Source organism: Phenylobacterium sp., from assembly GCF_046291545.1.
Lineage (GTDB): Bacteria > Pseudomonadota > Alphaproteobacteria > Caulobacterales > Caulobacteraceae > Phenylobacterium.
The window spans coordinates 251,646-264,777 of record NZ_JBKBSM010000002.1; the positions used below are offsets into that span (position 1 = coordinate 251,646).

Here is a 13,132-nt window from a genome sequence, read left to right on the forward strand (position 1 = left end):
GTGACCGATATGTGACTGTCGACCCGCGCCGGTTCATCCCCGGCCGATGAACGGCATCTTGGTGGCCATCACGGTCATGAACTGGACGTTGGCCTCCAGCGGCAGGCCGGCCATGAACACCACCGCCTCGGCCACGGCGGAAACGTCCATCACCGGTTCGGGCGCGAGGCGCCCGTCGGCCTGGGGCACCCCCTGGCTCATGGCGCGGGTCATCGGCGTAGCGGCGTTTCCGATGTCGATCTGGCCGCAGGCGATGTCGTAGGCGCGCCCGTCCAGGGAGGTGGACTTGGTGAGGCCGGTGATCGCGTGCTTGGTGGCGGTGTAGGCGGCCGACCGGGGCCGCGGGCTATGGGCCGAGATCGAGCCGTTGTTGATAATGCGCCCGCCGCGGGGGTCCTGGTCCTTCATCAGGCGGAAGGCCGCCTGGGTGCACAGGAAGGCGCCGGTGAGGTTGACGTCCACCACCCGCCGCCAGGCCTCGAGCGAAAGATCCTCGAGCGGCACGGGCGGCGCGCCGGAGCCGGCGTTGTTGAAGAGAACGTCAAGGCGCCCGAACCGCGCGTCCACCGCCGCGAACAGGGCCTCGACCGAGGCGGGGTCGCTGACGTCCGCAGGCGCGCAGAGCAGGCGCTCGGCCCCGTCGGCGGCCAGGGCGGCGGTTTCCTCCAGGGCTTCGGCGCGGCGGCCGGCCAGGGCCACGGCGTAGCCGGCGGCGTGCAGGGCGAGGGCGGCGGCGCGGCCGATGCCGCTGCCAGCGCCGGTGACCAGGGCGACCTTCACCGGACCTCAGCCTTCGTCCAGGTCGTGCGGCCGGGTGATGCTGGGCGGGTCGCTGGCCGGAAAGGTCTCGTCCAGCGCCTCGTCGAGCGCCTCGTCCAGGTGGGCCTTGCCGGGCGCCAGGCGGGTGGCGATGTCGACCCCGGCCTTGAGGGTCAGGGTGACCGGCGTGCGCTCGGCGATGTCGGCCAGGCGGGCGAGCTGGTCCTCGTCCAGGTCGCCGTCGATGTCCAGGGTGCGCTGGACGCGGCCGCGCTCCTCGCCGCGCTCGAACTGCAGCTCCACGCGCAGGCCGCGCAGCGGCCAGTTCTTGCGTTCGGCGTACATCTTCAGGGTGATGGCGGTGCAGGCGCCGAGGCTGGAGAGCAGGAGGTCGTAGGGCGCCGGGCCGGCGTCCTGGCCGCCCAGCTTCGGCGGCTCGTCGGCGGTCAGGGCATGACGTCCGGTGACGATGGACGTCGCATAGCGCGTCTCTCCGATCACGACTGTGGCGTGGGCCATGGCGGGTCTCCCTCAGTTCGACCGGCTCGCGGTCAGTGGACGAGAATGCAGCGTCGCGGCCGTGGCCGCGTCGTGATCCATCCGCCTCAGCCTGTCCAGGCCCGCTCCGTGGCCGCCAGGGCGGTCATGTTGACGATGCCCCGGGCGGTGATCGTCGGCGGCATGACGTGCAGCGGCTTGGACAGGCCCAGAAGGATCGGTCCCACCTGCAGGGCGTCGGTCGCCCCGTTCAGCAGGGTCAGGGCGATGTTGGCCGCGTCCAGGCTCGGCATGATCAGCAGGTTGGCCGTCCCGGTCAGCGGACTGTCGCCCACGTAGCGGGCCCGCACCGTGCGGCTGAGGGCCGCGTCGGCGTGCATCTCCCCATCGACCACCAGGCCCGGTTCGCGGGCGCGGATCAGCGCCAGGGCCTGGCGCATCTTGCGGGCCGAAGGCGAGTTGGAGGAGCCGAAGCTGGAGTGCGAGAGCAGCGCGGCCTGCGGGACCATGCCGAAGTTGCGCACGGTCTCGGCGGCCAGGATCGTCGCCTCGGTGATCTGTTCCGGCGTCGGGTCGACGTTGACGTGCGTGTCGCAGATGAACACCGTCCCGCGCGGCAGGATCAGCACCGACAGGCCGTAGACGCGGTCGGCGTCCGGACGGCGGGGAATGATCGGCAGGGCGTAGGTGAAGTGCTTCCACCAGTCGCCGCCGCCGCCCACCAGGGCGCCGTCCACCTGGCCCTCGGCCAGCAGCATGGCGGCGGCCACCGTCGGCCGGTTCGAGACGCGGCGCACGGCGGCCGCGTGCGGCACCCCGCGTCGCTCGACCAGGCGGGCGTAGGCCTGGGCCAGGGGCTCGGCCAGCTCATGGTCGGTCTCCGCGTCGAACACCTCCACGTCGCGGCCGACGGCCAGGCGCAGGCCAAGGGCGGCGATCGCCTCCTCGATCCGGCCGCGCCGGCCCACCAGCACCGGCCGGGCGAGCCGCTCGTCCACCACGGTCTGGACCGCGCGCAGCACCCGCGGGTCCTCGCCCTCGGCGTAGGCGATCCGCCGGGTCTGGCGGCGGGCCTGGTTGAAGAGCGGCCGCATGAGCTGGCCGGAGCGGTAGACGTAGCGCTCCAGCTCTCGGCGGTAGGCCTCGAAGTCCTCGATCGGCTTGGTGGCGACGCCGGAATCCATGGCCGCCTTGGCCACGGCCGGGGCGATCTCCAGGATCAGGCGCGGGTCGAACGGCTTGGGGATGATGTAGGTGCGCCCGAAGCTGGCGGCGGCGTCGGAATAGGCCGCGGCGACCTCCTCGCTCACCTCGACCCGGGCGAGGTCGGCGATGGCCTCTGCGGCGGCGATCTTCATCGCCTCGTTGATCTCCCGGGCGCCGACGTCCAGGGCGCCGCGGAACACGAAGGGGAAGCACAGGACGTTGTTGACCTGGTTCGGATAGTCCGAGCGGCCGGTGGCGACGATGGCGTCCGGGCGCACGGCCGCCACCTGCTCGGGCATGATCTCCGGCTCGGGGTTGGCCAGGGCCAGGATCAGGGGGCGCTCAGCCATCGACGGCAGCCATTCGGCCTTGAGCACCCGCGGCCCGGACAGGCCCAGGAACACGTCGGCCCCCGGCAGCACGTCGGCCAGGGTGCGGGCGTTGGTCTCGCGGGCGTAGGGGCGCATGTGTTCGGGCAGGTTCGGCCGCCCGGCGTGGACCACGCCCTCGATGTCGGTGAGGGTGACGTTCTCGGCCTTGACCCCCATGCGCACCAGAAGGTCGACGCAGGCCATGGCCGCCGCCCCCGCCCCGGAGGTGACGAGCTTGACGCTCTCCAGGCTCTTGCCCTGCAGCACCAGCCCGTTGCGCACCGCCGCGGCGCAGACGATGGCGGTGCCGTGCTGGTCGTCGTGGAACACCGGCACGTTCATCCGCGCGCGCAGGCGACGCTCGATCTCGAAGCACTCCGGCGCCTTGATGTCTTCCAGGTTGATGCCGCCGAAGGTGGGCTCGAGCGCGGCGACGATCTCGACGAACCTGTCGGGGTCGCGCTCGTCGATCTCCAGGTCGAAGACGTCGATGCCGGCGAACTTCTTGAAGAGCACCGCCTTGCCCTCCATCACCGGTTTGGCGGCGAGCGGGCCGATGGCGCCCAGGCCCAGGACGGCCGTGCCGTTGGTGATGACGGCCACCAGATTGCCGCGGGCGGTATAGTCGCGGGCGCTCGCCGGGTCCTCGACGATCGCCTCGCAGGCGGCGGCGACGCCGGGGGAATAGGCCAGCGCCAGGTCGCGCTGGGTGGCCATGGCCTTGGTGGGTTCGACCGACAGTTTGCCCGGCTGGGGAAGCTGGTGATAGGCCAGCGCGGCGCGGCGGAAGTCGTCGTCCAAGGTGGGGTCTCCATGCGAGGCGGTCGTTCAGTCCCCCCTCATAGGCCCTGGACGGCGGATGCGCCCAGGGCCTTTCTCGAGAAGGCGCCTCAGTCGCTCGCCCCCGTGGTCGGCTTGCGGTAGTCGAGGGCCGGCGGGCGGTCGCCGAGCATGGCCTTGTAGGCGAAGTCCGGTCCGCGGCGCTGGACGAGCTCGGCCTTGGCCTTGGCGATCACCTCGGGGGCGACGAACAGATCCGCGCCGGTCAGGGCCAGGGTCTTGGCCGCGTTGACCGCGCCCTTGACGCCGATGGTCGTGCCCGCGGCGGCCACGTTCTGCCAGCTATGGCCGGCCGAGCCGGGCACGAAGGTGGCGGTGGACAGGCCCACGGTGGGCGTCACCCAGCTGATGTCGGACACGTCGGTGGAGCCGCCGCCGCCTTCCAGCTCGAGCTTGTAGGGCTGGACCTCGCCCGCGCTCTTCAGGGCCGGCGGCTTGCCGGGGAAGGACTCCTGAATCTTGGCGGCGAAGGCGGTCTCCTCCGGCGTCCAGGACACCCCGCCGACCCGGCGCAGGTTGGCGTCCATCACCCGCCCGAGGGTGTCGTTGGGCAGCATGGCGTAGACGCCGCCGGTGATCTCCTTGTCCACCTTGGTCTCGGTGGCGATCGCCGCGCCCTCGGCGGCCTTCTCGACCCGGGCCCAGACGGCGCGCACCACCTCCGGATCGGGATGTCGCACATAGTAGTAGACCTCGGCGTAGTCGGGCACGACGTTGGGGGCCGCCCCGCCGTTGGTGATGACGTAGTGGATGCGGGTCTTGTCCGGGGTGTGCTCGCGCAGATAGTTCACCGCGGTGTCCATCACCTCGACCCCGTCCAGGGCCGAGCGGCCGCGCTCGGGGGCGCCGGCGGCGTGGGCCGAGACGCCGCGGAAGCGGAACTTGCCGGAGATGTTGGCCAGGGACACGCCCTGCACGGCGCTGTTCTCGTCCCCCGGGTGCCAATGGATGGTGGCGTCCACGTCGTCGAAGAAGCCGTCGCGCACGAAGTAGACCTTGCCCGAACCGCCTTCCTCGGCCGGGGTGCCGTAGACCCGGAGCTCGCCCTTGATGTTGTTGGCGGTCATCCACTGCTTCAGGGCCACGGCCGCGCCGACCGAGGCCGCGCCGAACAGGTTGTGGCCGCAGCCGTGGCCGGCGGCCTGGCCGGCGATGGGGGTCTTGGTCGGGGCGGCGGCCTGGGCCAGGCCCGGCAGGGCGTCGAACTCGGCCAGGATGGCGATCACCGGGCCTTCGCCGTTGCGGTAGCTGGCGATGAAGCCGGTGGGCATGCCGGCCACGCCCGCTTTCACCTCGAAGCCGGCGGCCTTGAGCTGGTCCTGCAGGAGGGCCGAGCTGCGCGTCTCCTGATAGCCCACCTCGGCGTAGCTCCAGATCTTCATGGCCGCGTCGGCGATCTGGTCGGCGTCGGCGTCGACCGCCTTGAGGATCTGGCCCCGCTCGGCGCCGCTGAGCGGCCGGGCGTCGGCCTGGACGGCGAAGGCGAGCACGGCCGCCGAGGCGGCGCAGGCGAAGGCGTTGAGGACGGAGCGCTTCATGGTCGGATAGGTCCCCCCAGGAAAGGATCACAGGCGCCGCAAACGGCGGCCCACCTTCCTGGCCCAAGGCGCCGCCAAACGCCAGCGCCGACGGCTACGCTTGGCCGAACGGCGCGCCATGTGCGCTGACGGCGTCGGTAGGATCTGCGGAGGAGAGAAGAATTTTTCTTGCATAAGCAGTTAGTTGAACTTGGAACCTCGCGTCCGGTGGCAGGCCAGGGGGCGCGGGGTTCGGCGAACGCAAGTCTGCGGCGGAGCGCGTCCATCCGGCGGCGCGGGTCACGGATAGCGGCGCGGTCGCCATGCGCGAGGCCCCGGCTCCAGGCGCTTCTCCACCGAAGGACCTGAACGACGAGCGGGAGGAGGTTCTCGTGCCGCTGCTGGCCGAAGTGCGGGCCGCCGACAGCGTCGAGCGCATCCACGAACTGCTCGGTCTGGACAGCTTCATGGCCTGCTGAAGCGCACCGGCGGGGCGCCCGCTCGCGCCGCATTCAGGTCGTCAGCGCGCAGCCAGGCTCTGTAGGGCGGCCCAGCGAAGGACGCGGGTGTTCCGGTCGTGGACGCTTGGCCGGCAATGGGGCGGCTTCGCGTGCGCCCACGGTGTAGTGAGACACCGAAGCGCGGCGTAAAGGAGCGTGCGATAGACTAGAGACGCTCGGACGAGACGCTGCGTGCGAGCGGTTTTTCAAGGACGATGCGTGAGCCTGCAACCACATAGACTGTCCGTGGCCCCGATGATGGACTGGACGGACCGGCATTGCCGGAGCCTGCATCGGGCGCTGTCGCGGCGGGCGCTGCTCTATACGGAGATGGTGACGACGGGGGCGGTGCTGCACGGCGACCGTGAGCGCCTGCTGGGCTACGATCCCGGCGAGCATCCGGTGGCGCTGCAGCTGGGCGGGTCGGAGCCGGTCGAGCTCGCCGCCGCCGCGCGGATCGGCGAGGACCTGGGCTACGACGAGATCAACCTGAACGTCGGCTGTCCGTCCGATCGGGTGCAGAGTGGCCGGTTCGGCGCCTGTCTGATGCGCGAGCCCGAGCTCGTGGCCGAGTGCATGGCCGCGATAAGCGCCGCCGTGCGCGTTCCGGCGACGGTGAAGTGCCGGATCGGCGTGGACGACCAGGACCCGGAGGAGAGCCTCTTCCGCCTCGTGGACCTCTGCGCCCAGGCGGGCGTGGAGACCTTCATCGTCCATGCGCGCAAGGCCTGGCTCAAGGGCCTGTCGCCGAAGGAGAACCGCGACGTGCCGCCGCTGGACTACCCGCTGGTCTGGCGGCTCAAGCGCGAGCGGCCGCGGCTGAGCATCTCGATCAACGGCGGAATCGGCTCGCTGGACGAGGCGCTGGAGCACCTGCAGCACGTGGACGGGGTGATGCTGGGCCGCGCCGCCTACCACACGCCTGCAATTCTGGGGGAGGCCGACCGGCGCATCTTCGGGGCGGCCGGGCCCGACGTCGGCCCGTTCGAGGCGGTGGAGCGCTATCGCCCCTACATGGCCGACCAGCTTGGACGGGGCGTCCACCTGGCCGCCATGACCCGGCACATGCTGGGCCTGTTCCACGGCCGGCCCGGCGCGCGGGCCTGGCGGCGCATCCTGACCGTGGAGGGCGTCAAGCCGGGAGCGGGGCTCGAGGTCCTGGACCGTGCGCTGGAGGCGGTGCGCCCGGTCGCGGCGCCGGAACTGGAGCAGATGGCGGACGCCGGCGCCTGAGGTCCGGCCTCGGAGCGGTCGACGCAGCCTGACTGTCATGGTTCTCCGCTAGAGGCCGCGGCGGAGGCGGGCGCATGTCTGAGCACATCGTGGAGTTCGGCGAGACCTTCGAGGTCATCTCGCACGGCCAGAGGTGGAGCGTGTCGTGGCATGGGCCGGACAAGGCGCCTGACGGCAGGCCCCACGGCTCGGAGGGCCTTTGCCTGGCGCCCTGCGGTCGGCTGGTCATCGTCAGCCACAACGGCGAGGACTGGGGCTTTCCCGGCGGCCGGCCGGAAGGCGAGGAGACCTGGCGCGAGACCCTCGACCGGGAAGTGATGGAGGAGGCCTGCGCTGTCGTGGCCGACGCGCGCCTGCTGGGCTTCGCCAGGAGCGCCTGCGTCAGCGGCGAGGAAGCCGGACTGGTCCTGGTCAGATCCCTCTGGCGCGCGGAGGTCTCGCTGCAGGCGTGGGCGCCGCGGTTCGAAATGCGGTTCCGACGCCTCGCCGAGCCGGAGGAGGCGGCGCGCCAGACCTACGTCGCCGAGCGCCTGCCGCTCTACAGACGGGTGTTCCGCGACGGCCTGGGCGGATGACGGCGCCGGCGGAGCGGCCCCCGCCGGGGCGGCGAGGCGCTCAGGGCCGCAGGATCAGGGTGGTGGGCGTGGCCTCGAAGCGCGAGAGGCGGCCGAGGTAGGTCATGCCCAGCAGGGAGGTTTGCAGGCCGTCCTCGATGACCAGGGCGTCGACGTTGGTGACCCGCGCCCCGGCGATGGAGATGGAGGCCAGGCGCACGGCCGCGGCGCGGGTCTGGCCGCTGGCGGTGGTGACGCGATAGGCGTAGTCGAGGGCCTGGGTGTCGATCCCCAGCCGTTCGGCGTCGTGCGGCGTCAGGGCGACGGCGCTGGCGCCGGTGTCCACGAGAAAGCGCACGGCCTTGCCGTCGACGTCGGCCTCAGCCCAATAGTGGCCGTCGCCGGCCTTGGCCACCGAGGCGGCCGTCGGTTCGATCTGGGCCACCGCCGCGCGCATCTGCGGCTGCGAAGCCTTGTCGTCCAGCGTGACCACCGCCTTGGCGGCGGCGTACGCCGACACGGCGGCCGTGACCGCCAGCGCCGTAAACCTGAGCATGTTCGACACCCCGCCCCACCTGAGGCTCGGACCCTGTTCCGGTCCGTTTGCGCGAGCTTAGGCGGCTTGGGTTTGCAAGCCGTGAATCGGCCCGAAAAAAGCCGTCCGCCCACCCGCGCGGCGTCAGAACATGGCCAGCTTCTCGGGACGGATCCGGCTGCGGCGGGAGGGCAGTTCGGCGAGGATCGCCTCGCGCTCGGCGTCGGTCAGGCGGCTCCAGCCGGCGACCTCGGGCAGGGCGCGGTAGCAGCCCATGCAAAGGCCGCTCTCGCCGTCGACCACGCAGACCTTGATGCAGGGCGTCTTGATGGGAGCGGGCGGGCGATCGGTCATGACGAGGGCAGAGCGTAGGTGACGGTGGCCTGCGCCGCCAGCCTTTCGACGCTCTCGGTCCAGAGCCGCACGTCGCACACGGCCATGCGCCGGCCCAGGCGCAGCATCACCGCCTCGGCGTGGATGTCGCCCGGCGCGGCGCCGCGCAGGAAGTTCATCAGCAGCGAACTGGTCACGGCCATCAGCTCCTCGCCGCGGTGCGCCAGCACCAGGGCGTAGGCGGCGGTGTCGGCCAGCGACATCAAGGTGGGGCCGGAGACGACGCCGCCGGGGCGCAGCAGCCCAGGACCGTAGGGGCGCACCAGCCGCGCCCGCCCGGGCGCCACCTCCAGCACGCGGGGAAAGGCCTGCGCCGAGGCGTCGGGGAAGGCGCGGCGGAGGAGCTGGTCGACTGCAGGGGCGTCGAGCTTGAGCGTGAGTTCGGCCATGCCCCCTCATGACGCGGGCCGCGTCACATTACAAGATGGTCATGTTACTTAAAGTACACTTCGGGGACATGGATGAATATTAATCCGCCAAGCCTTTTATTGCTGGGATTTCATTTGAACAACTGGCGGCCGGCGCGCAACTTGAGGTCATCGAACTTCGAGGGAGCAACGCCAATGCGCACCGCCGTCATCGCTTTCGCCGCCGCCGGCCTTTTCGCCTCCGGCTCGGCCATGGCCGCCGACACCGGCACGGACATGGATTTCCTGAAGGCCAGCCGCTGCCGGGGCCTGGCGCAGGCCGGCACCCTGACGCCGGTGGACGCCAAGGCCCTCGACTCCTACGTCAAGGCCGCCGAGCGCGTGCGCGCCGGCTACATCCTGGAGCGCGCCCGCAACGAGGAAGCCCGCGCCAAGCGCGAGGCCCGCGACAAGAACCACAGCGCCCGCCTTAGCGCCGAGCTGAACGGCGCCTGCATGGCCTACATGGGCGGCGCCGCGCCCACGGCCACCGCCAGCGCCCAGAGCGGCGCTCCGGTCCAGAACTAGGCCTCCCAACGCCTGAATTGGCCGGTGGTCAGGCCGGCCGATGCCCCGTCCGGCGCCTTCCCCCCTTTGGCGCCGGACCTCTGTCGCTAAAACTTCACGGCGCGGCCGTTCAACGGCCGCGCCCTTTTTTTGGCCGGCTCGACCTATAGTCGCAGGCCATGAGCATCCTGATTCCGGGACAGACCTGCTGGCGCACGGCCCAGGCCCCGCGCGCGGCTTTCCTGGTGGACGCCGAGGCCTATTTCACCGCGGTGTACGAGGCCCTGCGCGCGGCGCGCCGCTCGGTGATCCTGCTCGGCTGGGGGTTTGACCCGCGCACGCGGCTGTTCCCGGACGGCCAGGACGGGCTGCGCGACCCCGACGAGATCGGCCGCATCCTGCTGGAGCTGGCCGAGGCGCGGCCGGAACTCGACATCCGCGTGCTGATCTGGCGCTCGGCCCTGCCGATCAGCGCCTCGCAGGACTTCTTTCCCCACCGCGCCCACAGCTGGTTCCGCGGCACGGGGGTGCGGTTTCTGCTGGACGCGTCGGTGCCGTTCGGCGCCTGCCATCACCAGAAGGTGCTGGTGGTCGACGACGCGCTGGCCTTCTGCGGCGGCGCGGACCTCGGCGTCGACCGCTGGGATTCCCCGGCCCACCTGGAGGACGACCCGCGCCGGATCATGCCGGCCCAGGTCCAGCATCCGCCGCGTCACGACGTGATGATGATGGTGGACGGCGAGGCCGCCCGCGCCTTCGGCGACCTGGCGCGGGCCCGCTGGCGGCGGGCCACCGGCGAGACGGTGCCAAGGCCCGACGAGGGCGGCGATCCCTGGCCCGCCCAGATTCCGGCGCAGCTCCATGACGCGGAGGTGGCGATCTCGCGCACCATGCCCGCCTGGCGCGACGAGGCGGGCCTGGAGGAGATCAAGCGCCTGAACCTGGCGGCGATCGCGACGGCGCGCTGGCTGATCTATCTGGAGAACCAGTACTTCACCTCGCCGCTGGTGACGCAGGCCCTGGCGGCGCGGCTGTCGGAAGCCGATGGCCCCGAGGTGGTGCTGGTCTCGACCGGCCAGAGCCCGAGCTGGTTCGACCGGGCGACCATGGACCGGGCGCGGTCCATGCAGATCGACCACCTGCGCCGGGCCGACCGGTTCGGCCGCTTCCGGGCCTATTTCCCCTCGACAACCGGGGGCTCCAAGATCGTGGTGCACTCCAAGCTCGCGGTGGTGGACGACCGGATCGCCTGGATCGGCTCGGCCAACCTCAACAACCGCTCCGCCGGCTTCGACACCGAATGCCAGGCGACCGTGGAGGCGGGGAGCGAGGACCAGCGGCTGGCGCTGTCGGCGCTGCGCGACCGGCTGGTCGGCCACTTCCTGGGCTGCACGGGCGACGCGGTGGCCAAGGCGCGGCTGGAGGGCGGTGGATTGATCGCGGCCATCGAGACGCTGAACCAGGACGGCCGGCTCGCTACGCTGGAGCCGTGGCCGCTGACGGCCCTCGGCGCCTTCGTCGCCACGTCCCACCTGGGCGATCCCCTCGGGGTGGAGGACAGCTGGCGGCTCGGCCGGCGCCGCCGACGCCTTCACGCGGAACTGCGGGCCCTGACGACGGCGCGCTAGGCCTCGCCGCCGAGGCTGAAGTCCATCACCAGGGGCAGGTGGTCGGAGGCCACCCGCGTCAGCGGGTCGAACGGGGCGAACACCTCGTGCACGACGATGTCCTCGCTGACGAACAGGTGGTCGATCCGCAGCACCGGGAACGGCGAGGGAAAGGTGGCGCTGGGCGTCGGCCGCTCGGCCAGGGCGCGGGACTGGCGCAGCCGGGCGGTGAGGGCGCGGTGCACCACCGAGGAGGTGGTGGCGTTGAAGTCGCCCAGCAGAATGGTGGGGCCGGCGCAGTCGGGATCGCCGAGCCATTGCGGGCCGGCGAGGTGGGCCGCCTGCAGGTGCTGTTCGCGCGGCACCAGGCCCAGGTGGGTGTTGATCACCTGCAGCCGCCGGCCCTCGATCTCCACTTCGATCCAAAGGGCGCCGCGGGGCTCCAGGCCGGGCATGCGCGGATGGCCGGGAAGGGGGCCGGCCTTGATCTTGCGCTCGGGCAGGGAGGTCAGGATGGCGTCGCCATAGAGCTCCTCCTCCACCCGCAGGGCCGGGTGGAAGTGGAAAGCCATGTCCAGCCGCTGGGCGATCTCGTGGGCCTGGTCCACCCCGTTGGTGCGCAGCCGGCCGACGTCGAGCTCCTGCAGGGCGACGATGTCCGGCTCCAGTCGAGCGATGACCGCGGCGACGCGGCCCACGTCCAGTCGCCGGTCGACGCCGACGCAGCGGTGGACGTTGTAGGTCAGAATCCGCGGCATGGGGGGCCAGTGGTGCGCGCGGGCGGCCGCGGATGCAAGTCGCCCCTGCATCACCAAGGGTTCAATGGCCAAAGGCAGGAAAAGCTTGACGTTGACGTTAGCGTCATCTTCCCAAGCGGGCGCCTTGCGCCTATGGTCCGCGCCGCCGACAGAAGCGCTTCTTGGGAGCCCTACATGAACCTCGACTTTTCCCCCGAAGACATGGCCTTCCGCGAGGAAGCCCGCCAATTCATCGCGGAGAACTATCCCAAGGCCCTGCGCGAAAAGCAGGATCGCGGCGAGACGCTGGGCAAGGAGGACTACCTGTCCTGGCACCGCATCCTGGCAAAGAAGGGCTGGTCGACGCCGTCCTGGCCGAAGGAGTGGGGCGGCCTGGATTGGACGCCCACCCAGAAGTACATCTGGTCCGAGGAACAGGCCCGCGCCGACACCATCGGCATCCTGCCGTTCGGCGTCGCCATGCTGGCGCCCGTGATCTACACGTTCGGCACCCAGGAGCAGAAAGAGAAGTACCTGCCGGGCATCCGCGACGGCCAGGTGTGGTGGTGCCAGGGCTATTCCGAGCCGGGCGCCGGCTCCGACCTCGCCTCGCTGAAAACCAAGGCCGAACGCGTCACCGGCGACGACGGCAAGGAATACTACATCGTCAACGGCCAGAAGACCTGGACGACCCTGGGCCAGCACGCCGACTGGGGCTTCTTCCTGGTCCGCACCGACCCGAACGCCAAGCCGCAGGCCGGCATCAGCTTCCTGCTGATCGACATGAAGAGCCCGGGCATCGAGGTGCGCCGCATCACGACGCTCGAGGGCGGGCATGAGGTCAACGACGTCTTCCTCGACAATGTGAAGGTGCCGGTCGAGAACCGCATCTTCCACGAGAACCAGGGCTGGACCTGCGCCAAGGCGCTGCTGGCGCACGAGCGCTCGGGCATCGCCGGCGTCGCCCGCTCCAAGCGCGGCCTGGAACGCCTGCGCCAGATGGCCTCGACCGAACGCTCGGACGCCGGCGCCTCGCTGCTGTCGGACGCCTTCTTCAAGCGCAAGGTCGCCGAACTCGAGATCGACCTGACCGCCCTGGAGTTCACCGAACTGCGCACCCTGGCCGGGGAATCCAGCGGCAAGGGCCCGGGCACCGAAAGCTCGATCCTGAAGATCAAGGGCACCGAGATCCAGCAGCGGCTGCAGGAACTGGCCCTTGAGGCCGCCGGCCACTACGGCGCCCCCTTCGGCCACGGCGTCGGCCACAACGAAGGGATCGGCCCCGACTACGCCGTCGACGCCGCCGGCGCCTACTTCAACGGGCGCAAGACCTCGATCTACGGCGGCTCCAACGAGATCCAGCGCAACATCATCGCCAAGATGGTGCTGGGGCTCTGAGCCCGACGGGGAGGGCCGCGGCTCTCCCCGCGATTTTCCGCCCCATTGGGCTTGACCGACGCCGGGTCGG

General features: G+C 71.1%; 14 protein-coding genes. 6 read left to right on the forward strand and 8 right to left on the reverse strand.

Features of this window, described 5'->3' with window-relative positions; all coding sequences use genetic code 11:
- Positions 1-33 precede the first annotated feature (33 nt).
- The 4 genes from ACK4YQ_RS07680 to ACK4YQ_RS07695 form a co-directional block, all read right to left on the reverse strand.
- Positions 34-780, reverse strand: a complete 747-nt coding sequence (locus ACK4YQ_RS07680) for an SDR family oxidoreductase (RefSeq protein WP_409609988.1) — start codon at positions 778-780, stop codon at positions 34-36.
- Positions 781-786: 6 nt separating this feature from the next.
- On the reverse strand, positions 787-1,278 hold the full coding sequence (locus ACK4YQ_RS07685) for an OsmC family protein (protein ID WP_409609990.1): 492 nt from the start codon (positions 1,276-1,278) through the stop codon (positions 787-789).
- Positions 1,279-1,364: 86 nt separating this feature from the next.
- Positions 1,365-3,635: an NADP-dependent malic enzyme gene (locus ACK4YQ_RS07690; RefSeq protein ID WP_409609992.1), complete on the reverse strand. Its 2,271-nt coding sequence runs from the start codon at positions 3,633-3,635 to the stop codon at positions 1,365-1,367.
- Positions 3,636-3,724: 89 nt separating this feature from the next.
- Positions 3,725-5,212, reverse strand: coding sequence for an amidohydrolase (locus ACK4YQ_RS07695; RefSeq protein ID WP_409609994.1), 1,488 nt, complete (start codon positions 5,210-5,212; stop codon positions 3,725-3,727).
- Between the two features lie 302 nt (positions 5,213-5,514).
- Between ACK4YQ_RS07695 and ACK4YQ_RS07700 the strand changes: the two genes are divergently transcribed.
- The 3 genes from ACK4YQ_RS07700 (at position 5,515) to ACK4YQ_RS07710 (ending at position 7,499) form a co-directional block, all read left to right on the forward strand.
- Positions 5,515-5,670: a hypothetical protein gene (locus tag ACK4YQ_RS07700; RefSeq protein WP_409609996.1), complete on the forward strand. Its 156-nt coding sequence runs from the start codon at positions 5,515-5,517 to the stop codon at positions 5,668-5,670.
- A 240-nt stretch (positions 5,671-5,910) separates the two neighbouring features.
- Positions 5,911-6,924, forward strand: coding sequence for a tRNA dihydrouridine(20/20a) synthase DusA (dusA, locus tag ACK4YQ_RS07705; protein WP_409609998.1), 1,014 nt, complete (start codon positions 5,911-5,913; stop codon positions 6,922-6,924).
- A gap of 74 nt (positions 6,925-6,998) precedes the next feature.
- The gene (locus tag ACK4YQ_RS07710; RefSeq protein WP_409610000.1) at positions 6,999-7,499 is read left to right on the forward strand and encodes an NUDIX hydrolase; all 501 of its coding nucleotides are present in this window, start codon (positions 6,999-7,001) and stop codon (positions 7,497-7,499) included.
- A gap of 40 nt (positions 7,500-7,539) precedes the next feature.
- On the opposite strand, the gene ACK4YQ_RS07715 is transcribed toward ACK4YQ_RS07710, so the two are convergent.
- The 3 genes from ACK4YQ_RS07715 to ACK4YQ_RS07725 all read right to left on the reverse strand — a co-directional run bounded on the left by ACK4YQ_RS07715 (position 7,540) and on the right by ACK4YQ_RS07725 (position 8,795).
- Complete coding sequence (locus ACK4YQ_RS07715) at positions 7,540-8,034, reverse strand: TIGR02281 family clan AA aspartic protease (RefSeq protein ID WP_409610002.1); 495 nt, start codon at positions 8,032-8,034, stop codon at positions 7,540-7,542.
- A gap of 123 nt (positions 8,035-8,157) precedes the next feature.
- Positions 8,158-8,367: a DUF1289 domain-containing protein gene (locus tag ACK4YQ_RS07720; protein ID WP_409610004.1), complete on the reverse strand. Its 210-nt coding sequence runs from the start codon at positions 8,365-8,367 to the stop codon at positions 8,158-8,160.
- Positions 8,364-8,795, reverse strand: a complete 432-nt coding sequence (locus ACK4YQ_RS07725) for a PaaI family thioesterase (RefSeq protein ID WP_409610006.1) — start codon at positions 8,793-8,795, stop codon at positions 8,364-8,366. Before ACK4YQ_RS07725 ends, ACK4YQ_RS07720 begins: the two co-directional genes overlap by 4 nt.
- A 174-nt stretch (positions 8,796-8,969) precedes the next feature.
- Here ACK4YQ_RS07725 and ACK4YQ_RS07730 point away from each other — a divergent pair, with 174 nt between their 5' ends.
- A complete protein-coding gene (locus ACK4YQ_RS07730) occupies positions 8,970-9,341 on the forward strand; it encodes a hypothetical protein (RefSeq protein ID WP_409610008.1) in 372 nt (123 codons plus the stop codon).
- A gap of 158 nt (positions 9,342-9,499) precedes the next feature.
- Positions 9,500-10,948 (forward strand): phospholipase D-like domain-containing protein, encoded by a 1,449-nt coding sequence (locus ACK4YQ_RS07735; protein ID WP_409610010.1) that lies wholly within the window; start codon positions 9,500-9,502, stop codon positions 10,946-10,948.
- On the opposite strand, the gene ACK4YQ_RS07740 is transcribed toward ACK4YQ_RS07735, so the two are convergent.
- The gene (locus ACK4YQ_RS07740; RefSeq protein ID WP_409610012.1) at positions 10,945-11,685 is read right to left on the reverse strand and encodes an endonuclease/exonuclease/phosphatase family protein; all 741 of its coding nucleotides are present in this window, start codon (positions 11,683-11,685) and stop codon (positions 10,945-10,947) included. The genes ACK4YQ_RS07735 and ACK4YQ_RS07740 overlap by 4 nt on opposite strands.
- A 174-nt stretch (positions 11,686-11,859) precedes the next feature.
- On the opposite strand from ACK4YQ_RS07740, the gene ACK4YQ_RS07745 reads away from it, so the two are divergent.
- Entirely contained in the window at positions 11,860-13,062 is a 1,203-nt protein-coding gene (locus tag ACK4YQ_RS07745; RefSeq protein ID WP_409610014.1) for an acyl-CoA dehydrogenase family protein, read from the forward strand.
- The last annotated feature ends 70 nt before the right edge of the window (positions 13,063-13,132 follow it).